Annotated in this window: 24 protein-coding genes; 10 read left to right on the top strand and 14 right to left on the bottom strand. The window is 72.0% G+C overall.

Annotated features, from left to right (window positions below):
• Positions 1–81: 81 nt before the first annotated feature.
• The 4 genes from rpoZ to E2C06_RS04695 all read left to right on the top strand — a co-directional run bounded on the left by rpoZ (position 82) and on the right by E2C06_RS04695 (position 3,974).
• Positions 82–480, top strand: coding sequence for a DNA-directed RNA polymerase subunit omega (rpoZ, locus tag E2C06_RS04710; protein WP_133287636.1), 399 nt, complete (start codon positions 82–84; stop codon positions 478–480).
• A 115-nt stretch (positions 481–595) separates the two neighbouring features.
• On the top strand, positions 596–2,791 hold the full coding sequence (locus tag E2C06_RS04705) for a RelA/SpoT family protein (protein WP_133287635.1): 2,196 nt from the start codon (positions 596–598) through the stop codon (positions 2,789–2,791).
• Complete coding sequence (gene acpS, locus E2C06_RS04700; protein ID WP_133287428.1) at positions 2,788–3,198, top strand: holo-ACP synthase; 411 nt, start codon at positions 2,788–2,790, stop codon at positions 3,196–3,198. Before E2C06_RS04705 ends, acpS begins: the two co-directional genes overlap by 4 nt.
• 35 nt (positions 3,199–3,233) lie before the next feature.
• Complete coding sequence (locus tag E2C06_RS04695) at positions 3,234–3,974, top strand: SDR family NAD(P)-dependent oxidoreductase (RefSeq protein ID WP_133287427.1); 741 nt, start codon at positions 3,234–3,236, stop codon at positions 3,972–3,974.
• Positions 3,975–4,033: 59 nt separating this feature from the next.
• Here the strand turns inward: E2C06_RS04695 and E2C06_RS04690 are convergent, their stop codons facing one another.
• Together E2C06_RS04690 and E2C06_RS04685 are read right to left on the bottom strand one after the other, a co-directional pair.
• Positions 4,034–4,738: a DsbA family oxidoreductase gene (locus E2C06_RS04690; RefSeq protein WP_206664434.1), complete on the bottom strand. Its 705-nt coding sequence runs from the start codon at positions 4,736–4,738 to the stop codon at positions 4,034–4,036.
• A 29-nt stretch (positions 4,739–4,767) separates the two neighbouring features.
• A complete protein-coding gene (locus E2C06_RS04685) occupies positions 4,768–5,490 on the bottom strand; it encodes a glutathione S-transferase family protein (RefSeq protein ID WP_133287425.1) in 723 nt (240 codons plus the stop codon).
• Positions 5,491–5,664: 174 nt separating this feature from the next.
• Between E2C06_RS04685 and pobA the strand changes: the two genes are divergently transcribed.
• Together pobA and E2C06_RS04675 are read left to right on the top strand one after the other, a co-directional pair.
• Entirely contained in the window at positions 5,665–6,846 is a 1,182-nt protein-coding gene (pobA, locus tag E2C06_RS04680) for a 4-hydroxybenzoate 3-monooxygenase (RefSeq protein ID WP_133287424.1), read from the top strand.
• Between the two features lie 45 nt (positions 6,847–6,891).
• On the top strand, positions 6,892–8,847 hold the full coding sequence (locus E2C06_RS04675) for an alpha/beta hydrolase domain-containing protein (RefSeq protein WP_133287423.1): 1,956 nt from the start codon (positions 6,892–6,894) through the stop codon (positions 8,845–8,847).
• Positions 8,848–8,864: 17 nt separating this feature from the next.
• Here E2C06_RS04675 and E2C06_RS04670 read toward each other — a convergent pair whose 3' ends face one another.
• Positions 8,865–9,839, bottom strand: coding sequence for a Gfo/Idh/MocA family protein (locus E2C06_RS04670; protein WP_133287422.1), 975 nt, complete (start codon positions 9,837–9,839; stop codon positions 8,865–8,867).
• A 103-nt stretch (positions 9,840–9,942) separates the two neighbouring features.
• On the opposite strand from E2C06_RS04670, the gene E2C06_RS04665 reads away from it, so the two are divergent.
• A complete protein-coding gene (locus E2C06_RS04665; protein WP_165982217.1) occupies positions 9,943–10,737 on the top strand; it encodes an enoyl-CoA hydratase/isomerase family protein in 795 nt (264 codons plus the stop codon).
• A 52-nt stretch (positions 10,738–10,789) separates the two neighbouring features.
• On the opposite strand, the gene E2C06_RS04660 is transcribed toward E2C06_RS04665, so the two are convergent.
• A complete protein-coding gene (locus E2C06_RS04660) occupies positions 10,790–11,086 on the bottom strand; it encodes an alkylphosphonate utilization protein (RefSeq protein WP_133287420.1) in 297 nt (98 codons plus the stop codon).
• Positions 11,087–11,190: 104 nt separating this feature from the next.
• On the opposite strand from E2C06_RS04660, the gene E2C06_RS04655 reads away from it, so the two are divergent.
• Positions 11,191–12,156 carry a Bug family tripartite tricarboxylate transporter substrate binding protein gene (locus E2C06_RS04655; protein ID WP_133287419.1) on the top strand — a complete coding sequence of 322 codons (966 nt, stop codon included), beginning with the start codon at positions 11,191–11,193 and terminating at the stop codon, positions 12,154–12,156.
• A 5-nt stretch (positions 12,157–12,161) separates the two neighbouring features.
• Positions 12,162–13,196, top strand: a complete 1,035-nt coding sequence (locus E2C06_RS04650; RefSeq protein WP_133287418.1) for an alpha/beta hydrolase family protein — start codon at positions 12,162–12,164, stop codon at positions 13,194–13,196.
• Between the two features lie 20 nt (positions 13,197–13,216).
• Here E2C06_RS04650 and E2C06_RS04645 read toward each other — a convergent pair whose 3' ends face one another.
• The 8 genes from E2C06_RS04645 to E2C06_RS04610 form a co-directional block, all read right to left on the bottom strand.
• On the bottom strand, positions 13,217–14,011 hold the full coding sequence (locus E2C06_RS04645; protein ID WP_133287417.1) for a hypothetical protein: 795 nt from the start codon (positions 14,009–14,011) through the stop codon (positions 13,217–13,219).
• A 10-nt stretch (positions 14,012–14,021) separates the two neighbouring features.
• Complete coding sequence (locus E2C06_RS04640; protein ID WP_133287416.1) at positions 14,022–14,993, bottom strand: Bug family tripartite tricarboxylate transporter substrate binding protein; 972 nt, start codon at positions 14,991–14,993, stop codon at positions 14,022–14,024.
• 35 nt (positions 14,994–15,028) lie between these two features.
• The gene (locus E2C06_RS04635) at positions 15,029–15,721 is read right to left on the bottom strand and encodes a cyclase family protein (protein WP_133287415.1); all 693 of its coding nucleotides are present in this window, start codon (positions 15,719–15,721) and stop codon (positions 15,029–15,031) included.
• Between the two features lie 15 nt (positions 15,722–15,736).
• On the bottom strand, positions 15,737–16,705 hold the full coding sequence (locus E2C06_RS04630) for a Bug family tripartite tricarboxylate transporter substrate binding protein (RefSeq protein WP_133287414.1): 969 nt from the start codon (positions 16,703–16,705) through the stop codon (positions 15,737–15,739).
• Positions 16,706–16,754: 49 nt separating this feature from the next.
• Positions 16,755–17,117 (bottom strand): nuclear transport factor 2 family protein, encoded by a 363-nt coding sequence (locus E2C06_RS04625; protein ID WP_133287413.1) that lies wholly within the window; start codon positions 17,115–17,117, stop codon positions 16,755–16,757.
• Between the two features lie 59 nt (positions 17,118–17,176).
• Positions 17,177–18,682: an amidohydrolase family protein gene (locus tag E2C06_RS04620; RefSeq protein ID WP_133287412.1), complete on the bottom strand. Its 1,506-nt coding sequence runs from the start codon at positions 18,680–18,682 to the stop codon at positions 17,177–17,179.
• A gap of 62 nt (positions 18,683–18,744) precedes the next feature.
• Positions 18,745–19,527 (bottom strand): M10 family metallopeptidase C-terminal domain-containing protein, encoded by a 783-nt coding sequence (locus E2C06_RS04615; RefSeq protein WP_241671118.1) that lies wholly within the window; start codon positions 19,525–19,527, stop codon positions 18,745–18,747.
• 98 nt (positions 19,528–19,625) lie between these two features.
• Positions 19,626–20,345, bottom strand: a complete 720-nt coding sequence (locus tag E2C06_RS04610) for a DUF1028 domain-containing protein (protein WP_133287410.1) — start codon at positions 20,343–20,345, stop codon at positions 19,626–19,628.
• Between the two features lie 121 nt (positions 20,346–20,466).
• Between E2C06_RS04610 and yghU the strand changes: the two genes are divergently transcribed.
• On the top strand, positions 20,467–21,339 hold the full coding sequence (yghU, locus tag E2C06_RS04605; protein ID WP_133287409.1) for a glutathione-dependent disulfide-bond oxidoreductase: 873 nt from the start codon (positions 20,467–20,469) through the stop codon (positions 21,337–21,339).
• Here yghU and E2C06_RS40720 read toward each other — a convergent pair.
• Together E2C06_RS40720 and E2C06_RS04595 are read right to left on the bottom strand one after the other, a co-directional pair.
• Positions 21,259–21,870, bottom strand: a complete 612-nt coding sequence (locus E2C06_RS40720; RefSeq protein ID WP_369126533.1) for a transposase — start codon at positions 21,868–21,870, stop codon at positions 21,259–21,261. The genes yghU and E2C06_RS40720 overlap by 81 nt on opposite strands.
• A 161-nt stretch (positions 21,871–22,031) precedes the next feature.
• A complete protein-coding gene (locus tag E2C06_RS04595) occupies positions 22,032–22,742 on the bottom strand; it encodes a DUF983 domain-containing protein (protein ID WP_133287407.1) in 711 nt (236 codons plus the stop codon).
• Positions 22,743–22,943: the final 201 nt, after the last annotated feature.

The raw sequence follows: 22,943 nt of genomic DNA, 5'->3' as shown, positions 1-22,943 counted from the left end.
GTGGTGGCTATCTGGAAGGTTCTCCTGCAGACCTTTGCCGCGGGCCGCCCTTCCCGCCGCCCAAATGAACACGAGGCCGTGATGGCACGCGTCACTGTTGAAGACTGCATCGTCCAGATCCCGAACCGGTTCGAATTGGTGCTCATCGCAGCGCAGCGCGCCCGGAACATCGGCCGCGGCGAGGACCTGACCCTCGACCGCGACAACGACAAGAACCCTGTCGTTGCCCTGCGCGAGATCGCCGACCAAACCATTGCGCTCGATTCGGTCGAGGCCGACCTGATCAAGTCGCTGCAGCGCGCGCCCGAGCCCGAGCCGGCGGAGGAGGAGGTGCTCGACCTCATCGCCACCGACGAGAACATCTTCGGCGTCATGGACGTGAATGAGGAGCTGCCCGCCGAGGGCGCCGGCCTCGAGGACATGTCGCCCGACGATCTGGAAGCCGCCATCGCGGCCGAGCTGGGCGGCGGCCGCCGCTGAGGAGGACCCATTGACCTCGCGCGACGCCGGGCCCCTGCAGGCACCGGTGCCGCGCGCGCCGGAGGGCGCGGTGGCGGGCATCGCGCCCGCGCCGGTCCCCGGCCTCGATGAGGCGATGGCGCTCGCCCGCCGGGTTGCGGGCTACGACCCCCGCGCCGATGTCGCGCTGCTGGAACGCGCCGGCCAGGTCGCCGCCGAGGCGCATGCCGCGCAGAAGCGCGAGAATGGCGATCCCTACATCACCCATCCGATCGCCGTGGCGAACATTCTGGCCGACTACCGGCTGGACAGCGCGACGATCGCCACTGCCCTGCTGCACGACGTCGCCGAGGATACCTCCTTCGGGCTGAAGGAGATCGAGCGCCGCTTCGGCGCCGAGGTCGCCCGGCTGGTAGACGGCGTCACCAAGCTCACCCGCATCGAGCTGCAATCCGAGCGCACCAAGCAGGCGGAGAACCTCCGCAAGCTGGTCCTGGCGATGAGCGAGGACATCCGGGTCCTGCTGGTCAAGCTGGCCGACCGCCTGCACAACATGCGGACGCTGCATTTCGTGCCGCAGGCCGAGCGCCGCCGGAAGACCGCGCGCGAGACCATCGACATCTTCACCCCGCTCGCCGAGCGCATCGGCATGGACGCGCTGAAGACCGAGCTGGAGACGCTGGCCTTCCAGGAGCTGCACCCGGAGGCGCGGCAGACCATCGCGGCACGGCTGACCTTCCTGCGCGGCCAGGGCGCCGACCTGATCCGCGAGATCGAGCAGGACCTGAAGCGGGTGCTGGCGAACCACGGCATCATCGCCATCGACGTGGTTGGCCGGGAAAAGTCGCCCTATTCGATCTGGCTGAAGATGCAGAAGAAGAACGTGGCCTTCGAGGCGCTCTCGGACGTCATGGCCTTCCGCGTTCTGGTCGAGGACCGCGCCGCCTGCTACGTCGCGCTCGGCGCCGTGCACGATGCCTATCGCGTGGTCCCCGGCCGTTTCAAGGACTACATTTCGACGCCGAAGACCAACGGCTACCAGTCGCTGCACACCGGCGTCACGGTGCCGGAACGGCGCAACGCCAAGATCGAGGTGCAGATCCGCACCAAGGAGATGCACGAGGTCGCCGAATACGGCGTCGCCGCGCACTGGATCTACAAGCAGGGGCCGGCAGGCAATACCTCCGCCGCCGGCAACCGCAAGCGCTACCCCTGGGTCCGCGCCCTGCTCGACATCCTCGAGAATGCCGAGGGCGCGCAGGATTTCCTCGACCACACCAAGCTGGAACTGCACCGCGACCAGGTCTTCTGCTTCTCCCCCAAGGGCGACCTGATCGAGCTGCCGCGCGGCGCCACGCCGATAGACTTCGCCTACGAGGTCCATAGCCAGGTCGGCGACAGCTGCGTCGGCGCCAAGGTCAACGGCAAGATCGTCCCGCTGCGCCACCAGCTGGAGAACGGCGACCAGGTCGAGATCATCACCGCCCGCGGCGGCCAGCCGAACCCGGGCTGGGAACGCTTCGTCGTCACCGGCAAGGCACGCGCACGCATCCGCCGCTTCGTCCATGCGCGGCTGCGCGAGGAGCACATGGAAGGCGGCCGCGCCGCCATCGCCAAGGCCTTCCGCCAGGAAGGGCTGGAAGCGACCGAGAAGCTGCTGGAAGGCGCGCTCAAGCCGCTCAAGCAGGCGGGGCTCGAGGAACTGTACACCGCCGTCGGCTCCGGCTCGCTCTCGGCCAAGGAGGTGCTGCACGCCGCGGTGCCGGAGCTCCGCATCCCGCCGCGCATCGCCGATGCGCTGCCGCTGGCCCGGCCGCGCGGCCGGATCGGCGCGAGCCCGCTGCTCGGCCGGCCCGACCGCCCCGGCGCCGCCCGCGGCGGCAATGCCAACCTGCCGGTCACCGGCCTGGTCAGCGGCATGCCCTTCCACTTCGCCGGCTGCTGCCACCCGCTGCCGGGCGAGCGGATCCTCGGCATCGTCACCACCGGCAAGGGGGTGACGATCCACGCGACCGATTGCCACACGCTCGAGAATTTCGCCGCGACGCCCGAGCGCTTCCTCGACGTCGATTGGGACGAGGCCTCGGCCGCCGCCCGCGTCGGCCGCGTGGTGGTGGAGACGCGGGCGCGGAACTCGGCGCTGGCCGCGCTGACCGAGACGGTGGCGCAGAACGAAGGCGCGGTCAGCGGGCTGAAGGTGCAGCACCGCGACGGCGATTCGATCGAGGTGCTGCTGGATATCGAGGTCACCGACCTGCGCCACCTGGAACGCATCATGGCGGCGCTGCGGGCGCCGGCCGACAACCTGCGCGTGGAGCGGATGCGCGGATGATCCTGGGGCTGGGCAACGACATCTGCGACATCCGCCGGATCGAGCGGGTGCTGGAACGCCATGGCGAGCGCTTCCTCGACCGTGTCTTCACCCCGGTGGAACGCGCCAAGGCCGAGCGGCGCACCGAGACGCTGCGTGCCGGGACCTATGCCAAGCGCTTCGCGGCGAAGGAAGCTGCGTCGAAGGCGCTCGGCACCGGCTTCGCCCAGGGCGTCTTCATGCGCGACCTCGGCGTGGTGAACCTGCGGTCGGGCAAACCGACCCTGCAGCTGACCGGCGGCGCCGCCGCGCGCCTGGCCGCGCTGACCCCGCCCGGTCATGCCGCGCAGGTGGACCTGACCATGACCGACGAATACCCCTACGCCTCGGCGATCGTCATCATCTCGGCGGTCCGGCTGGCCGGATAGCCGCGGCCCGCCTAATACGAGCGGCGGAGGACTGCATGAACGCACTCGATCTCAAGGGCCGGATCGCGGCCATCACCGGCGGCGCGCGCGGCATCGGCCTTGCGGTCGCCGAGCGGATCGCCGCCGGCGGCGGCCGCCCCGCCATTTGGGACCTCGACCTGGCCGAGGCGCAGAAGGTCGCGGCGCGGCTCGGCGGTTTCGCGGCCAAGGTCGACGTGGCCGACTACGCCAGCATCGAGGCCGCGCTCGCCGGCACCGAGACGGCGCTCGGCCCGCTCGACATCCTCGTCGCCAATGCCGGCATCACCGGCCCCAACATGCCGGTCGACGCCTATCCGATCGATGCCTGGCGCCAGGTGATAGAGATCGACCTGACCGGCGTCTTCCTGTCCTGCCGCGCCGTGGTGCCGGGCATGCGGGCGCGGAATTACGGCCGCATCGTCAACGTGGCCTCGATCGCCGGCAAGGAGGGAAACCCGAATGCCGCGGCCTATTCGGCAGCCAAGGCGGGGGTCATCGGCTTCACCAAGTCGCTTGGCAGGGAGTTGGCGCAGACGCCGATCCGGGTGAACTGCGTGACGCCCGCGGCGGCGGCGACAGACATCTTCAAGCAGATGACGCAGGCGCAGATCGACTACATGCTGTCGAAGATCCCGGCCAACCGCTTCGCGGAGGTGGGGGAGATCGCCGCGCTGATCTGCTGGCTGGCAACCGAGGATTGCAGCTTCTCGACCGGGGCGGTGTTCGACGTCTCGGGCGGACGGGCGACCTACTGAACAAGAATGGGCAGGGGGAAAGTATACCCCCTGCAACCCCCATCCAATTTTCCGGGACGCTATTCGGCCGCGCGCGCTGCCGGGCCGCGCAGGATCGCAAGCGCGCGGCGGAAGGCGTCGGCCATGCGGTCGGCGGGCATGGCGCCGCTGAAGACCACATGGCCGTCGAGCGCGAAGGTCGGCACGCCGGAGAGGCCGGCGCGGCGGAAGCCGGCATCCTCGGCCAGCACCTCGGCCTCGCCCTCGTCACTGGCCAGATGGGCGGACACGTCCAGCCCCTGCGCCCCGGCGATCTCGGCCAGCACCGCCCGATCGGCGATGTCGCGGCCCTGCTGGAAATAGGCCGCAAACAGCGCCTCCACCACTTTGTCCTGCACCGCCGGGCCCTGCGCCCCGGCCAGCCGGATCACCCGATGCGCATCCACCGTGTTCGGGGTGCGCCGCATCAGCGCATGCTGGAAGTCCACCCCCGCGGCGCGGCCTGCGGCCGCCACCTGCGCGTCCAACTCCCGGCTCCGGGCCAGGCTGCCGAACTTGGCGGCGCGATAGCTGTCCCGCTCCACGCCCTCCTTCGGCATCTCGGGGTTGAGCTGAAACGGGCGCCAATGCACCTCGAACCGTTCGCCCTCCGAGGCCAGGATCGCCAAAGCGCCCTCCAGGTTGCGCTTGCCCACCCAGCACCAGGGGCAGATGGCGTCGGAGACGACGTCGATCCGTGACGCCGCCCGCTCCAGCGGCAGCGCCCCGCCTGTGGTCGCAGGCACCTCGCACCCATCCGGGCCACAGACTTCGCTCATCGCGCCGCTCCTGATCCTTGCGCCTGCAGGTCGTGACCCGGCGCGCCGGCTGCAAGCCCGTCGAACAGCCCGAGCATCCGCCCACGCCAGGCATGCACAGGGTCGTCGGCTTCCAGTAGCCGGAAGGGACTGACCGAGCGTGCCCACATGAAGGCGCCGAAGACGATGTAGTCGGCATGGGCCGGGGCCTCGCCGGCCAGGAAGGACTGGCCACGCAGCGCCAGCCGCAGCGGCTGCAGCGCGCGGCGGAACTCGGGCAGGGTCTCCTCCCGTGCCGCGACGAACTGCTCCAGCGTCATGCCGAAGCGCGTCTCCCGGCTTTCGCGGAAATAGCCTGCATCCTCCGGCCGAATGCAGTCCAGGATGTCCCGCACCACCATCCGCGCGATCCAGGGATGCAGGACGCTGTCGGTCCAGCCATTGACGAAGCGCGTCACCGCCTGCGCCTCGGGCCCGCCGAACAGGCTGGGGCGGTGCGGGTAGGCCGCTTCGAGGTATTCGGCGATGGCCCAGCTGTCGTGCAGCGTCCGGTCCCCGTCCACCAGCACCGGCACCAGCCCCTGGCCGCTGAAGGCGATACGGTCCTTCTCGGTGAAGCGCCAGGGGATGGCCTCGACCTCCAGGTCCTTGTGCGCCAGCGCCATGCGGATGCGCCAGCAGAAGGGACTGAAGCGCAGCGCCGGGTCGGCCCCGGCCAGGTCGTACAGAACGCGGCCCATGGCCGTCCTCCCCTTGCAGTCGCGGCAGGCCCGGCGCCTTCGCGGCACCCTGTTTCGCTCGGCCGGCTGGTGCCACTCTCCCCCGCCGGGGCGCCGGTTGCAAACGCGGGCGGGCCATCCCTTGCCAGGGGGGTTGAAGCCTGCACATTCGGCCGGACGGAGCGGAGGGGCGGCATGCGCACGCAGGTGGGGATCATCGGGGCCGGGCCGGCCGGGCTGCTGCTGGCGCATCTGCTGCACCGCGCCGGGATCGAGAGCGTGATCCTCGAGGCCCGCTCCCGCGCCTATGTCGAGGACCGTATCCGCGCCGGCCTGCTGGAACAGGGCACGGTCGACATCCTGACCGAGACCGGCGTCGGCGACCGCCTGCACCGCGAGGGCCTGCCGCATGAGGGGATCGAGCTCCGCTTCGACGGCCAGGGCCACCGCATCGACCTGACCGGGCTGACCGGAAAGCGGGTCACGATCTACGGCCAGCAGGAGGTGGTGAAGGATCTCATCGCCGCGCGCCTCGCCCATGGCGGGCCGCTGCTGTTCGAGGTCGAGGATGCCGCGGTGCACGACATCGACACCGACTATCCGAGCATCACCTTCCGCCATGACGGCCAGGCACAGACCCTGCATTGCGACGTCATCGCGGGGTGCGACGGCTTCCACGGCGTCTGCCGCGACGCGATGCCGGAGAGCGTGCTGCGCGTCTACGAACGCGTCTATCCCTTCGCCTGGCTCGGCATCCTCGCCAGCGCGCCGCCGGCCTCGCACGAGCTGATCTATGCCCGGCACGAGCGCGGCTTCGCCCTCGCCACCATGCGCAGCACCACCCTGGCGCGGCACTACATCCAGTGCCGGCCGGAGGAGGACATCGCCGACTGGTCCGACGACCGGATCTGGGCCGAGCTGCATGCCCGCATGGCCGGGCGCGACGGCCATTCGCCGGTCAAGGAGGGCCCGATCTTGCAGAAGGGCATCACCCCCATGCGCAGCTTCGTCGCCGAGCCGATGCGGCACGGCCGGCTCTTCCTCGCCGGCGACGCCGCCCATATCGTCCCGCCCACCGGTGCCAAGGGGATGAACCTGGCGATCGCCGACATCATCGTGCTGGCCCGCGCGCTCGAGGCCTTCTACCGCGGCCAGGGCACCGCGCTGCTGGATGCCTATTCCGCCACCGCGCTGCGCCGCGTCTGGAAGGCGCAGCGCTTCTCCTGGTGGATGACATCCATGCTGCACCGCTTCGACGGCGGGGACCCCTTCGAGCACAAGGTTCAGGTGGCCGAGCTCGACTATGTCTGCGGCAGCGCGGCGGGGTCGCTGACGCTCGCCGAGAACTATGTCGGCCTGCCCATGCAGATGGGATGACCGGCCGGTCCGCGTCCGCCTATCCTCGGGCCGGGAGGACCCGCCATGAACCGAGCCGTCACGGCCGCCACTGCCGCCCTGCTGGCCGCAACCCCCGCCGCGGCGCGCATCACCGGCTTCGAGCTCACCGCGCAGGAAAGCTTCTCCGGCGGCCAGGATTTCGGCGCCGGGCCCTATCTTCGCATCGCCGGCATCGCTCGCGGCGAGCTCGACCCAGCCGATCCGCGCAATGCGCCCATCGTCGATCTCGGCCTCGCCCCGCGCAACGCCCGCGGCCAGGTGGAATACGCGACCGAGGTCGTCATCCTGCGCCCTGCCGACCCGGCCCGGGCCAATGGCCGGCTGCTGTACGACGTGACCAACCGCGGCCGGAAGATGATCTTCGGCAATGTCTTCGACGCGCCCGGCGCACAGCCGGAGCTGAACGCGCTGCGGACCCCCGGCTCGGTCGGGCTCGCCTTGCCGCTGCGGGCAGGCACGACGGTGGTCTGGAGCGGCTGGGACCCCGAGGCGCCGCGCACCAACGACGGGATGCGCATCGACCTGCCCCTGCTGCCCGGCGTCACCGGCCCGGTGCGGGACGAGTTCGTCTTCGGCACCCGCGTCAACCCAGGCGACCGGCCGACCGCGCCGCTCTCCTACCCCGCCGCCGAGGCCGACCCCGCCAAGGCCAGCCTGACCGTTCGCCGCCGGCGGGAGGACGCGCCGCAGCCGGTCGCCTTCGCCTTCGCCGGCGAGCGCGCGATCCGGCTGCTGCCCGAGGGCACCGCCTTCACCCCCGGCAGCATCTACGAGTTCCGCTACACCGCGACCGGGGCCCGGCCGCTCGGCATGGGCTATGCGGCGACGCGCGACCTGGTCAGCTTCCTGCGGCACGGTGAGGCCGACGGGCAGGGCCGCCCCGGGCCGCTCGCCGGCATCGCCATCCGCACCACCTTCGCCCTGGGCATCTCGCAGGCCGGGCGCTGGCTGCGGCACCACCTCGAGCTCGGGATGAATGCCGACACAAGCGGGCGCCGGGTCTTCGACGGCGTGCTGGCGCATATCGCCGGGGCCGGCCGGGTCTTCGCCAATGACCGCTTCGCCCAGCCCGACCGCACCGCGACCTGGCACGAGGACTTCGCCCATCCGGAGACTTGGTTCCCGATGGCCGCGGCCGAGGCGACCGACCCCGCCACGGGCAAGCGCGGCGCCCTGCTGCGCGGCGACGGCAGCGATCCGCTGCTGATGGAGGTGAATACCTCCACCGAGTACTGGCAGAAGGGCGCCAGCCTGATCCACACCGACCCGGCCGGCACCCAGGACCTGCATGCGCTCCCGAATGTCAGGCACTACCTCGTCGCCGGCACCAAGCATGGTGGCCGCTTCGGCGCGACCACCGCGCGGGGTCCCTGCCACAACCCCAACAACCCGCATTCCGCCAGCCCGCTGCTGCGCGCCCTGCTCGCGGCGCTCGAGGAGTGGGTGGAGGCCGGCAACGCGCCGCCGCCGTCGCGCGTGCCGCGCCTGGCCGATGGCACCCTGGTCCCGGCGGAGGAGGCGCTGCGGCGCTTTCCCGTCATCCCCGGCACGCTGCGCCCGCGCTTCGCCACGCCGATCGCCCCGGTGACGGATTGGGTCGCCGGCACCCGTGGCGCCGAGGAGGCCTGGCGCCCGCTCGTCCCCGCCGTCGATGCCGACGGCAACGAGCGCGCCGGGGTCCGGCTGCCCGACATCGCCGTGCCGCGCGGCACCCATACCGGCTGGAACCTTTATGCCGCCGAAGGGCTGCGGGAAGAGTTCTGCGACCGCGAGGGCAGCTTCCTGCCCTTCGCCGCCGATGCCGCCGCGCGCCAGGCGGCCGGCGACCCGCGCCCGAGCCTCGCCGAGCGCTATCCCGGCCAGGCCGCCTACGTCGCCGCGGTGCGGGTCGCGGCCGAGGTGCTGGCGGCCGAGCGGCTGCTGCTGCCGGCGGATGCCGGGGCCTATGTCGCCGCGGCGCGCGAGCGCGGCCTGAAGTAGCGCCGCGCTGCCCGGGCTCAGGCGGCGAGGATGGCCTCGACCACCTGCTGCACCTCCAGCGCCTCCCGCAGCGTCGCCAGCGGATGGGGCTTGCCGCGGGTCATGGCGGCGACGCTGGCGAGCTGGCGGCGCAGCACCTCCGGCCGCAGCCGCGCATTCGGCATGGCATCCGGCGCGGGCTGCCAGGTGCCGTCGGCCGCCAGCCGTTCGGCGACCGACCAGTCGTGCAGCCGCACCGCGCCGGCCGGGCCGCGCAGCGTCCAGGTATTGTGGTCGTCCTTCGGCGTGGTGCCGACGCCGCCCGCCAGCGTCACCGGCACGCCGCCGGCGGTCAGCCGGGCGGTGATCGCGGTCTCCGCCAGGTCGCCGCCCGGATAGGTGACGGAGGCGTCCTGCAGCACCAGCGGGCCAAGCTGCCGGCGCGTCAGGAACAGGAAGTGGGAGACAACCTCCCGGGTGAAGCCGCCCTCCGCCCGGCGGGCCAGCCAGGAGGCCGCATCCTGCTGCCAGCCGCGCGGCCATGTGGCGAAGGCGACCTCGATGGCGAGGCTTTCCGCATCCCCCACCCCGCCCTCCGCCCGCCAGGCCGAGAGCTGGGCGACGCCGGGCGAGGAGGCCATCGGGAAGTTCACCGCCGCCCGCGTGTCCAGTGCCTCGGCCTTGGCGACGAAGTCGCGCGCCGCGGCGAGGTCGACCGCGAGCGGCTTCTCGAGGAAGACGGCACGGCCGGCGCCAAGCGCGGCCTCGGCCATGGGCAGGTGCGCCTTGGGCGGGGCGGCGATGTAGAGGCAGTCGCAGGCCTCGATCACCGCCGCGGCGCCGTCCAGCAGCGGCACGCCGGGTGCGGCCGCGGCCAGCCGCGCCGCGGCGGCGGGGGAGGGGTCCCAGACGCCCACGGGCCGGACATGCGCCGCGGCATGGTCGACAGCCGCACGCAGCAGCCGTTCCCCCATGATGCCGAAGCCGATGATGCCGAGGTTGATGGCGGCCATGCCGGGGTCTCCTGCCTGTCTCGGCGCGGGTATGCCACGCTCCGGCCGTCTTGCCCGCCCCCCTCCGCGCCCGCATCCTCCGCCGCCCGAGGAGAAATGCCGCATGGCCGACGACACCCCGCTGCTGGTGACCCGCGAGGGCCCCGTGGTCCGCGCCACCATGAACCGGCCGGAGCGCCGCAACGCGCTGAGCGAGGCCATGGGCGCCGCCTGGGACCGGCTGCTGGCGGACCTCGCGCAGGACGCCACGGCGCGGGTGCTGGTGATCGCCGGCGCGGGCGGCCATTTCTGCGCCGGGCTCGACCTGACCGAGGTCGCCTCGGACCAGACGCCGGAGCAGAAGCTGGCCCGCCAGACCACCCGCAACCGCCGCACCGGGCAGCGCTTCGTCGACATCTCGGCCCTGCCGCAAGTGGTGATCGCCACGGTCGAGGGCGCCTGCCATGCCGGGGGCTTGGGTTTCTGCTGTGCCGCCGACATCGCCTTCGGCGCCGCGACCGCCCGCTTCGCCGCGCCGGAGGTGCGGCGCGGCCTGGTCCCGGCGCAGATCCTGCCCTGGCTGGCCCGCCGCGCCGGCCGCACCGCGGCGACCCGGCTGGTGCTGGAAGCGGCGGTGATCGAGGCGGCCGAAGCCGGGCGGATCGGCCTGTTGCATCAGGTTCTGCCGGATGCGGCGGCGCTGGAAGCCCAGGTGCAGCGGACCATCGCCGCGGTGCTGGAGGGCGCGCCGGGGGCGCTGGCCGAGACCAAGGGGCTGCTGGCGGCGCTCGGGCCGATCTCGCCGGAAGGCTATGCCGAGGCCGGGGCGGCGGCCTTCGCGCGGACGGCATCCGGAGCCGAGGCAGCGGAGGGGATCGCGGCCTTCAAGGCGAAGCGGAAGGCCAGCTGGGTGAAGTAGGAAGGAAGAAGAAGGCGCTTCCCCCGCACCCCTTCGTTTTCTGCGGGCTCGGCTACCGCTTGCGGACGAACTCGGTGCGCAGGACGAGGCCCTTGATGCTCTCGTGACGGCAGTCGATCTCCTCGGGATTGTCGGTCAGCCGGATCGAGCGGATCACCGTGCCCTGCTTGAGGGTCTGGTTGGCGCCCTTCACCTTGAGGTCCTTGATGGCGGTGACGGCATCGCCATCGGCCAGCACATTGCCGGCAGCGTCGCGAACCGGAGGCACGGCAGGTGGAACGACCTCGGCGGCCGGCCGCCATTCCCCCGTGGCTTCGTCATGGACATAGGCATCGTCATCCTCGGCCATGGCCGCCCGATCTCCGGTTCGGCCGCGTTCTAGCTGGTCCCCGGCGGCTTGCCAGCAGGCCGGCGGCGGGGGAGTGTCCCGCCCAACAGGACGGAGGAGACGGCATGTCGGGCACCATCGGGCGCCGCGCGATTCTTGCAGCACCAGCGCTGCTGGCGATGCCCGCCGCCGCCCAACCCGCCTGGCCGGACCGCCCCATCCGTATCGTCGTTGCCTTCCCCGCGGGCAGCGTGACCGACACGCTGATGCGGCACCTGTCGGAGCCGCTGGCGCGCGAGCTCGGCCAGGCGGTGATCATCGAGAACCGGCCCGGCGGCAATGGCGTGGTCGGCACCGAGGCCTCGGCGCGGGCCGGCACGGATGGCCATACCTGGTGCGTGCTGAGCGTCACCAACGGCGCCCTCGCGCCCTATGTGGTCCGCAAGCTGCCCTACGACCCCATCAAGGATTTCGCCCCGATCGGCTTCCTCGCCGAGACCGCCTACATCCTCGTCGTCCGCGCCGACCACCCGGCGCGCGACCTCGCCGGGCTGCTGGCCCTGGCGAAGGCGCGGCCCGGCGCGCTGACCTTCAGCTACGGCAACCAGAGCGCCCATATCGCCACCGCCACCATGGCGCGCATGGCCGGCGTGGAGATGGCCGGCATCCCCTATCGCGGCGGGCCGGAGGCGCTGACCGACGTCATCGCCGGGCGCATCGACTGCACCTTCACCGACATCCCTGCCGGCGTGCCGCAGATGAAGGACGGCAAGGTCCGGGCGCTGGGCATCACCCAGCCCGAGCCCTTCGCGCTGCTGCCCGAGATTCCGCCGGTCGGCACGGTGCTGCCGGGCTACGGCTTCCGCTTCTGGTTCGGCATGGCGGTGCCCGCCGGCACGCCGGCCCCGGTGATCGCGCGGGCCAATGCGGCGATGAACGCGGTGCTCTCCAGCGCCGAGTTCGCGGACCGGGTGGCGAAGCTCGGCTACGTGCCGAAGCCGACCGAGCCGGAGTGGTTCCGGACCTTTCTGGCCGGCCAGATCAAGGAACTCGGCGACCGCGCCCGCGAGGCCGGGATCGAGCCGGGTTGAGGAGCATGACCGTGCGCCATGTGCTGACACTCGCCCTTGCGCTGCTGCTGGCCCTGCCGGCCGCGGCGCAGCCCGAAGGCCCGCTGACGATCGAAAGGCAGGGCAGCTTCTTCATCGGCGGGCGGGAGGTGCAGGCCGACGCGCTTTCGACCCTGCCGGCCTATGCGCCGAGCGGCACCATCACGGTCGACCAGGTCTATGTCCGCTACCAGGTGCCGCCCGCCGCCGGTGGACGCCCCCTTGGCCGCCCCCTGGTGCTGGTGCATGGCTGCTGCCTGACCGGCAAGACCTGGGAGACGACGCCCGACGGCCGCATGGGTTGGGACGAATACTTCGTCCGCCGCGGCCATCCGACCTATGTGGTCGACCAGGCCTGGCGCGGCCGCTCGGCCGGCAGCATCACCGGCATCAACCGGGTCCGCTCCGGCAAGGCCCCGGCGGACGAGCTGCCGACGGTCTTCTCGGCGGGACACGAGCCGGCCTGGGCGATCTTCCGCTTCGGCGCGGCATACCCGCAGGTCTTCCCCGGCATGCGCTTCCCGCTGGAAGCCCAGGGCGAGTTCTGGAAGCAGATGGTGCCGGACTGGCTGAACAGCCTGCCGACCCCGAACCCGACCGTGCCGGCGCTGTCGGAACTGGCGCGGAAACTGGACGGCGCCGTGCTGGTCAGCCATTCGCAGTCCGGGATCTACCCCTTCCAGGCGGCGGCGCTGGACCGTGCCGGGATCGCCGGCATTGTCTCGATCGAGCCGGGCGCCTGCCCCGCGGCCGATGGCGACATGGCGCCCTACAAGGGGCTGCCGGTGCTGGTGCTCTGGGGCGACTACGTCGAGCTCGCGCCGCGCTGGACGCCGCGGCTGAAGGGCTGCCGCGACTTCGCCGCCGCGGCCAATGCGGCCGGCGGCAAGGTCGAGGTCGCGGTGCTGCCGGAGATGGGCATCAAGGGGAATTCCCATATGCTCATGCAGGACAACAACAGCCTCGAGATCGCGGACTGGCTGGCCGGCTGGCTGGCGCGGACAACCGGGTCGGGGAAATAGGGCGGGTCGCGGCGGCGCGGTCAGTCCGCCTCCCGCTCGGGGGCCTCGACATCGGTCAGCGGCGGGCACCGGCCATCCGCCAGGAAGCGGCGGAACAGCGCCTCCTGCTCCGGGCGGAGCAGGTCGGCATCGAGCACGGTGACGATCCGCGGCAGCACGAAGCTTTCCCAGTCGATCACCGCCAATCCCCGGCGGCCCCCCGCCACGGCGAAGCAGGGCACGAGGTAGGAGCGGCCGAGCAGGTCGGCCCAGTCGGCCTCCGCGCGGTCGCCGTGCCCAAGCGCGTTGAGGCATCCGCCGAAGTACCGCCAGGCCGTATGCAGCACCTCCGACTGCTGCTGCAGCGTCACGGCGCCGAGGCGCCGCACGGCCCGTTCCTGCGCATGGTGCGAGAAGGCCATGCCGACGCCCCAGGAGGTGACGACGCGGCGGTGGCGCGCCGGCGACCGCCAGAGCATGGCGGCGATGCCCGGCCGGATCGGCGGCCCCGCGGCGATGTCGAACCAGACCGCCTCGATCCGCACCTTGCCCCCGCTGGTGCGGTCGCTCGCATGGAAGATGGCCGGGTTGGCCTCGCGCAGGCGCAGCAGGAAGCGGCGGCGGGCAACCGGGTTGTGGAGGTTGGCCGCGTTGACGAGCGCGGTCGGCATGGGTCCCAGCCGCCGCGCCTCGGTGATCATCGCGTGCCGCAGCGCGCGGGCGATGCCGCGCGCTTCCGCATCCTCCTCGGCCACCGCCGCGCCGGCCCGGCCTGCCCGGGCCGGATCCCCGCGCGGGGCGGCGGGAGCGCGCGGCGGGTCGGCTTCTCCGGCCATCGCCGCGCCGTCAGTCCGGCCTGATCCCGGCCGCCTGGATCACCCCGCGCCAGCGCGCGAGCTCGCCGGCGATCAGCGCGGCATAGCCGGCGGCGTCCATCCGCCCCGGCACCACGCCGATGCCGGCGAAGCGCTCGCGCAGCTTCGGATCGGCCAGCGCCTCGGCGATCACCGCGCCCCAGCGGGCAGCGATCTCCGGCGGGATGCCGGCGGCGGCGGAGAAGCCGAACCAGTTGGTGCTCTGCGCCGCGGGGAAGCCGGCCTCGGTGAAACTCGGCACATCCGGCAGCGCGGCGTCGCGCGTCGCCTCCGACGTGCCGAGCGCCCGCAGCCGGCCGCTGCGCAGGTGCGGCAGGGCGATCGGCAGGCTTTCCATGACGGCCGGGAGCTGCCCGCCGATCGCATCCGCCAGCGCCGGCGCCGAGCCGCGATAGGGCACATGCGTCAGCTCCACCCCCGCGGCGCGGGCCAGCAGCTGGCCGATCAGGTGGTTCATGGTGCCGTTGCCGCCGGTGCCATAGGCCAGGCCGCCCGGCCGTGCCCGCGCCATGCCGAGGAACTCGCCGAGATCCTTGGCCGGCACGCCGGGATTGACCACCAGCACGCTGGCGAAGGTGCCGACGAGGGCGATGTGGGTGAAGTCCGCCATCGGGTCGTAGGGCATGTTCGGGTAGAGCACCGGGCCGATGCCGTGCGAGGCGGCGCTCGAGATGATGACCAGGTGCGTGTCGCCGCGCGCCTTGGCGACGAGGTCGGCGCCGACGAGGCCACCGGCGCCCGGCCGGTTCTCGATGACGATGGGCTGGCCGAGCCTCGTGCCGATCGCCTCGCCGAGGGCGCGGGAGAGCGTGTCCGCCGCGCCGCCCGGCGGGAAGTTCACGATCCAGCGGATCGGCCGCTCGGGCCAGGCGGGTTGCGCCCTGGCGATGGCGGGGAGGGCGAGTGCGGCGGCGAGGACGGTTCGGCGGGGCAGGGCGTGCATGATGTCGCGGCGCTGCAACGCCCATGCCAGCGGCGTCAGGCGAACATCGCCACGGCGCGGATCGGGCTGGCGGTGCCGCCCCTGATCTTCAGCGGGAAACCGATGAAGGTGAAGCGACCGCGGCCGAGCAGCCTGTCGAGGTTCTCCAGGCATTCCATGTGGGTGATCCCGCGCTCGGCGCAGGCCATGTGGGCGAGGAAGTTGGGCTCGCCCTCCGGCGCCGGGCTGATCGCCTCGACGCCGAACATGCCGATGCCACGGTCGGCCAGCCAATGCACGCTCTCGAGCGCCAGACCGGGGAAGTCGTGCAGGTAGCCGGGCTTGCCGAGCAGCCGGTCGTTGGTCGCCATGTGCAGCAGGACGGTGTCGCGCGGCCTGATCTCCTGGCCGGATTTTGCCAGCGCCGCCTCCATCTCCGGCACGGTGATCGAATGCTTCAGCGGCACATGGCTCAGATCGAGGCAGATGCCGGAGGTATAGAAATCCTCGAGCGGCACCTGGTCGATCGAGCGCGCCTCCGGCCGCGGGTCGAAATGCACGGGGGCATCGACATGCGTGCCGGCATGGTCGCTCATCGACAGGTACAGCGCCTTGCTGGTGAAGGTGGTGTTGCCCGCGACCTTCTTCTCCGAATGGTCGCCCCAGACCGTCACCACCGCGGGCGGGTGGCTGGGGTGGGTCTGGGTGCGGTGGAAGATCTCGCGCGAGAGATCGACGAATTCGGGCATGGCGCTGTCCTCCGCTCAGTCGGGCCTGATGTTCGCCGCAAGCACGAGGTCGGTCCAGCGCCGCCGGTCGGCCGCGGCATAGGCGGCGATCGCCGCCCGGCTGCCGGGCAGGGGCAGCATGCCCCGCTGCGCCAGCCGCTCCTGGAAGCGCGGCCGCGCCACCGCGGCGGCGAGGGCTTGGTGCAGCCGCGCCAGGGCCGGCTCGGGCGTCGCGGCCGGCACATAGGCAGCGTACCAGTTCAGCGCCTCGTAGCCCGGCACCGTCTCGGCGATGGCCGGCACCTCGGGCAGGCTGGCGGAGCGGGCGGGGGTGGAGACGCCGAGCGCGCGGAGGCGCCCGGCCTGGATCTGCGGCAGCGCGGTGGGCAGCGTGTCGGTCATCAGCTCGATCCGCCCCGCCAGCAGGTCCTGCGTCGCCGGGGCGGTGCCGCGATAGGGCACATGCGTCAGCCCGATGCCCGCGAGATGGGCGAAGAGCGCGGCGGCGAGATGGGTGGAGGCGCCGATCCCGGCCGAGCCGTAGCGGAGCGAGCCGGGCCGGGCGCGGGCCAGGGCGACCAGTTCCCCCAGCGTGGCCGCGGGCACCGCGGGATGCACCACCAGCACCGCCGGCACGCCGCAGATGCCGGCGACGACGGCCAGGTCGGACATGGGGTCGAAGGGCAGCTTCTGCAGCGCCGGGTTGGTGGCATGCGTCGCCTGGCTGCCCATCAGCAGGGTCAGCCCGTCCGGCCGGGCGCGCACCACGGCCTCCGTGCCGAGCGCACCGCCGGCGCCGGAGCGGTTCTCCACCTGCATGGGCTGCCCGAGCGCGGCGCCCAGTGCCTCGGCCAGCATGCGGGCGACGAGGTCGGAGGCGCCGCCGGGCGGGAAGGGCGCGACCATGCGCAGCGGGCGGTCGGGCGCCCAGCCGGCCTGCGCCCCTGCCCGGCGCGAGGGCAACGCGAGGGCCGGCAGGGCGAGCAAGAGACGGCGGGTCGGCATGGCGCGGGCTCCGGCGGGACCGCCTGGACAAGCCAGCGCCGTGCCAGGATCAGCTGCCGCGGAAGTAGAACTTTTCCTCCACCACCTTGCCGGCCTGGACGGTGTAGAGGCCGACCTCCTCCATCTGCATGCGCTGGCCGCTGGCCTTCGGCGTCACGTCGATGAGGAAACGCAAGGCGAACTGATCGCCGTTGACATAGGGACCCTCGGTCTCGGTCGCGTGTATGTCATGGTTCGCGTACCACCACGCGCCCTTGCCCTGGACCGCGGCCTTGCCCTTGAGCACGGCCATGTCGCCGGCCATGGGCTCGATGCTGACGACGTCCTCGGCCCAGAAGCGCTCGCCGGCTTCCTCGAACCGGCCGGCCTTGCAGAGCGCGGCGAATTGCTCGGCGATCTCCTGCGTGGTCATCGACTTTCCCTCCGCGCCAGCTGGCGCGGAGGGAACGTATCAAGAACTAAAGGCGGGGTTCAAGCAGTATCGCAGAGGTAACGGCGCACCGGGTAGGGCTGCTTCGCGAAGGCCGGGCAGAAGCTGCGGACCACGGGTTCCAGCAGGGCGAAGAGCTGCCGCTTCCCGGCATTCAGCGCCTCCAGCCGCGCCCGCGCCGCCTCGGCCTCCCGCGCCAGCTTCGCCAGGTCCACGGTCAGCAGGCGGCGGTCGCGGACGATGAAGCCGCCGCCGACCATGACGTGACGCAGCGCATTGGCGTCCTCGGTGTGCACGAGCTGGTTCACCGTGCCGTTCAGCGGCATCCAGTTGGGGTGCTGCAGGTCGAGGAAGACGATGTCCGCCTTCATCCCCGGCGCGATGGCGCCGATGTTGGCGAAGCCCAGCGCCTTGGCCGAGCCCTGCGTGCCGGCGCGCCAGACCTCCTCGGCGCTGACCCACTCCGCCGGGTCCGGCCCCTGCACCGCGGCGAGCTGGAAGGCGGCGCGCATCGCCTCGTACATGTTGGAGGTGTCGGAGGAGGAAACGCCGTCCGTGCCGATCCCGACGGTGACGCCGAGGTCGAGCGCCCGGCGCAGCCGGAACATCCCGTTCCCCAGCCGCATGTTGCTGCCCGGGTTGTGGGCGATCGCCGCGCCTTTCGCCGCCAGCAGGCGCAGGTCGTCGTCGGTCAGCCAGATGCCGTGCGCCGCCGAGAAGCCCGGGCCGACCAGGCCGAGCGCATCGAGGTGCTGCACCAGCGTCTTCCCGTAGCGCTGCATCCCGGCCAGGGCCTGCAGCTTGCTCTCGCCGACATGGCTCTGCAGCGGGGCGCCGAACTCCTTCGCCAGCGCGCCGCAGCCGCAGAGGAATTCATCGGCGCAATGCAGCGGGATGGTGGGCGCCAGCGCGGCGCGGATATCGGCCGCAGCCCAGCGCCAGTGATGCAGGATGTCGCGCATGGCGGCCAGCGTCGCATCGCCCGGTGCCGGGCGGGTCGCGTCCACCTGGGCGCGCAGCGCATCCGGCAGCGCGTCGCGCAGGCCCGGCACCGCGTCCCAGACCGTGCGGTCGGCGACCATCGGCGCGATCACCGCGCGGAGCCCGACCTCGGCATAGGCTTCCGCCATGGCGTCCATGCCGTCCCTTGTCGGCAGCGGCGCCTCGGCCGAGAGGTCATAGGCCGCGGTGACACCCTTCAGCGCCATCTCGGCGGCGACCAGCTGGGTCGAGAGCTTCTTGTCGGCGAGGCTCCGCCCGCCGCCCATCCAGGGCGCCGCGGCCAGCAGCAATTCCAGCGTCCAGGTGTCGGCCAGCCCGCGGGCGAGGCCGCCATGGCCATGCGTATGGGCGTTGACCAGGCCGGGATGCAGCAGCAGCCCCGTCGCATCCTCGACCCGCGCATCGGCGGGCGCGGCGAGGCCGGTGCCGAGGGCACGGATGACGCCGTCCTCCACCAGGATGTCGGCCGGCGCGGCGCGGCGGGTCGCCGCATCCGCCAGCAACCCGCCGCGGATCAGGATGCGGCCCGTCTCGATCCTTGCCATCGTCGCTTGTCCCCCGGCTGCTGCGGCCCAGCATGCCAGGGGCGTGCCAAGGGGGCGATGGTTCAGGCGAAGAGCACGTCCGCGGCGGTCAGGTGGTGCTGGCCGAGCAGTGTGATCACCGCATCGACGCCGAGACTGCCGTTGCCGGGCAGATGGATTTCCACCCGCGTGTCGGCGCCGACGATCATGCTGCGGACCTGCAGGTGGGTCGGGTCGGTGAAGGCGGTATCGGCCAGCACGTCGGTCACGACCCCCGGCAGCCGGCGCGCGAAGGCCGAGAGATCCAGGTGGTCCAAGCCGTCCTGGAAGTCGGCCACCACGTCGCCCCTGGTGTCGTAGACCGGCATCCGCGCCCGGGCGTCGAGCGCGCCGAAGACGAAGCGGTCGGCGCCCGCCCCGCCCTGCAGCGTGTCGGCCCCCGTGCCGCCGTCCAGCAGGTCGTCGCCGTCGCCGCCATCCAGCCGGTCGTTGCCGCCGCCGGCGCGGATGGTGTCGTTGCCCGCATCGCCGCGCAGGTCGTCGCTGCCATCCGCGTCCCGGGCATAGGCGTCCCGGTAGAGGCTGGATTGCGCCAGCACGCCCCAGCCCTGGATCAGGTCGTCGCCGGTGCCGCCCTGCACCGTATCGGCGCCATAGCCTGCGAAGACGGTGTCGTGGCCGGCCCCGGCGTAGAGCGTGTTGCCCTGCGGCGCCGGGCCGCCGGCCGGGTCCGGGAAGATCGCCGGATGCGGTCCGTCCAGCCCGTCGCCGTAGATCAGGTCGTTGCCGCTGCCGGCCCGGATTCCGTCCGCCGCGGCGGTGCCGAGGATGGTGTCCGCGTCGGTCGTGCCATTGAGCAGGGGCATATCGCTCTCCAGAAGTGTATACCGTCGTTCGTGTTCACAACCTGAAGTGTCGATGCGCCAAGATCACTAAACGAAAACGCGAACTCACGCGTCTGCTACTAGCGCCTGAAGCGAAGCGTGACCCCGCGGGCGATCCATCCCGCCTCGATCGCATCGATATCGCAGTGGCCTGACGGGTCGGCCTTGCGCGGTGCCTCGTGCAGCGTCGGTGCCCGCATCACCCGCCAGATGCCGAGCATCCGCCGCAACTCCGGCAAGGGTTCCGGATGGTCGTCGACGCGGAGGTTGAGATCGGGGAAATCCTCGATCGTTGTCAGCAGCATCGCGGCGGATTGCTTGCCGCGCTTGTCGCCGCCGGCGGCCTGGCCGGCTTCCATCGCCGCCATCAGGCGTTCCGGCAGCGGCAGTGCCGCACCCGCCGCATAGGCCGCCGCCGTGCCGGCCACCACTGCCTCGCCGGCCAGCATGTTGCCGGCGACCGAGAAGCCCTGCTGCGGGCTGTCGCCGCACCATTCCACGCAATTGTTGCCGGTCCAGGCGGCACTGTTCCCGTGCCGGTCCACCGCATGCACCTGGCGGATCCCCCGGCCCCGGTCCCCGACCAGCGCGCCCTCGATCGCCTCCGCCGGGTGCAGCCCGCGCTCCAGCCCGTCGAGGATCGCCGGCGCCAGGTAGCGGTTGGTGAAGGACTGGGTGGAGACCGCACCCACGCCCGAGCGCACGAAGGGGCAGCTGGCGCCGACCGCGAAGTTGCAGGTGGAAACGGCGACGGCGAAGGCCCCCGTTCCGGGGTCATGGGCGACGATGGACCAGGTCATGCGGGGCTCCCTCCGGCTCGGCCGCCGAGCATGCCCGCGCGGCGACCGGCGGGGGAGGGGTGTCGCTTCCGCCGCAGCGGCCCCATCCTCTACCCCGGAGCCATCAACGGGAGCATCGCCCATGACCGACGAATACGTCCCCCCCAAGGTCTGGACCTGGAACAAGGCCAATGGCGGCCGCTTCGCCAATACCAACCGCCCCACCGCCGGCGCGACGCATGAGAAGGAGCTGCCGGTCGGCCGCCACCCGCTGCAGCTCTACTCGCTCGGCACGCCGAACGGGGTGAAGGTGACGGTGATGCTGGAGGAGCTGCTGGCGGCGGGGCACAAAGGCGCCGAATACGACGCCTGGCTGATCCGCATCGGCGAGGGCGACCAGTTCGGCTCCGGCTTCGTCGGCATCAACCCGAATTCAAAGATCCCCGCGCTGCTCGACCGCAGCGGGCCGACCCCGATCCGGGTCTTCGAATCAGGCGCCATCCTCGTGCACCTGGCGGAGAAATTCGGCGCCTTCCTGCCGCGCGATCCGGCGCCGCGGGCCGAGGTGCTGTCCTGGCTCTTCTGGCAGATGGGCAGCGCGCCGTATCTCGGCGGCGGCTTCGGGCATTTCTACGCCTATGCCCCGACGAAATGGGAGTACCCGATCGACCGCTTCGCAATGGAGGTGAAGCGGCAGCTCGACGTGCTCGACCGGCGCCTGGCCGAGAACGAGTACCTCGGCGGCGCCGAGTACACGATCGCCGACATGGCGGTCTGGCCCTGGTATGGCGGGCTGGTGAAGGGCTGGCTCTACGGCGCGGCGGAGTTCCTCGACGCGCCGAGCTACAAGCACGTCAACCGCTGGGCCGATGCGATCCACGCGCGGCCGGCGGCGCGGCGCGGAAGGATGGTGAACCGGGTGCAGGGGGAGCCTTCAAGCCAGTTGCATGAGCGACACGACGCCAGCGATTTCGAGACCAGGACGCAGGACAAGGTCGCGCCGGCGGCGGAATGACGGCAGGGGAGGGCGCCGCCCCCCCTGACCTGCCGTTGCCGAACTGGCGCAGATGATGAGCACGGCGGTGTTCAGCGGGTCCTCGGCCCGGCTGACGCCGCCGGCACCGGGCATGACGAGCAGGTTTCCGACCGCCTCGGCGCCGGATGACGCACCGCCTTGCCCGAAGGGCGGGCGATGGATTTGCCGATCGGAGCGCGCCCCTGTGCCGCTCCTGCATCCCGATGGGCGCGGATGCGGGTGCCGTCGATCATGCGGTCCCCGGCATCTGGCGTGCTGGAGAGCGTCCAGGACGCCCGCTCCCGGTCCGCGCCTTGGGCCGGCCGCGCGAAGCGCCTGTGAACCGTCCCCCAGTCCGTTCCCGTAGCGCGCCGGCATGTCCGACCAGCACGCCCCGCAATGCCGGAGCCACAGCACGCCGTCCACAAGGGCGCGGTTGTCGGCAGCGGGCCGAACAGGATCACCCGCCCTGCCGGGCAGCAGGTCGAGAATTGCCTCCCACCGTCGCTCCGCCAGGTCGTGGCGCGTCATCATCGCCGAGCGGCTATGCACCCGAAAGGCCGCCCGCGACGGATCGCGCCGCCGGCGCGACCGCACGGCACCGGTATCGATCGGACCCGGCCGACCGCGCGTCCGCCCGGCCGCTCTGCCGCGCGCGCACCATGCTGCCGGCCTTGGCGCGGATGAACGGGTCAGCCACTTCCATCGAGGCCTGTGATGGTCACTGGCGCACGGGTTACACCGCGCGACCACGCGAAGCCGATCACGCCCCCTTTGGCGAAAGGCAAGAGGAGAAGCGTTGCGGCCGCGAAAAGCGGCAGCGCAAGGGCCAGTTCCAGGCCCATTGGCGCATTCCAGGCGCGGTCCGCGATCAGCAGGATCGGCACCATCAGATGCAGCACCAAGAACATGGTGACGTAGGGTGCGAAATCGTCGGAAGGATACTGCTCGTTGTCATTGGCGCACACCGAGCATGCCGGGATCACCGCGAGGTAGCCGCAGAACAGACGGCCTTCGCCGCAAGCCGGGCATCGTCTGGACACGCCGCGACGCAGGCCGGGCCAGAGGGCAGGAGACGATCGCTTCGCCATCTGCGCCAGGGTAGCCTGTTCGATGCGACGAGGTTCTGGGTCGGCTGCCACGGTGCCCCTCCTGTTCATCCACGGGCGCGCCTTCGTATCGGCGGGCGTGCGCCCCAACACCAAGGTCCGCGTCAAGACGGCTTCGCAGATGGTTGCGAGTTCACGCCCCAGTTCGACGAGCGCCGGATCATCGCAGCGCGCGAAGGCAGCGGCATGGTCGGCCCAGGTGACGGTGACATGCCCGTCCGGCGTCTCCACGGCCGCGAACCTGAGGGAAGCGCCGGGCAGGACGCCGGGATCCGGCTCGAGCAGTCGCACCATGCACCTTGGGTAGAGCGACAGGACTTGGACTGTGTCTCGCAAGTCCTAGCCACCCCGCCGCACAAGTGCCTGGGCATCGACTTTGCCCAGCCCCCCCGGAGCCCCACTGCTTCGATGGCGCGCTCGAGACTCTCGACCACCCCCGCATGTGCAAGCGAGGTGAACCGGGAGTGCTGGAACGCCGCGGAAGCGCCGCCGAAG

Origin of the sequence: Dankookia rubra (genome assembly GCF_004355005.1) — a bacterium.
Classification (GTDB): domain Bacteria; phylum Pseudomonadota; class Alphaproteobacteria; order Acetobacterales; family Acetobacteraceae; genus Paracraurococcus; species Paracraurococcus ruber_A.
This window is presented reverse-complemented; position numbering and strand designations above follow the sequence as displayed.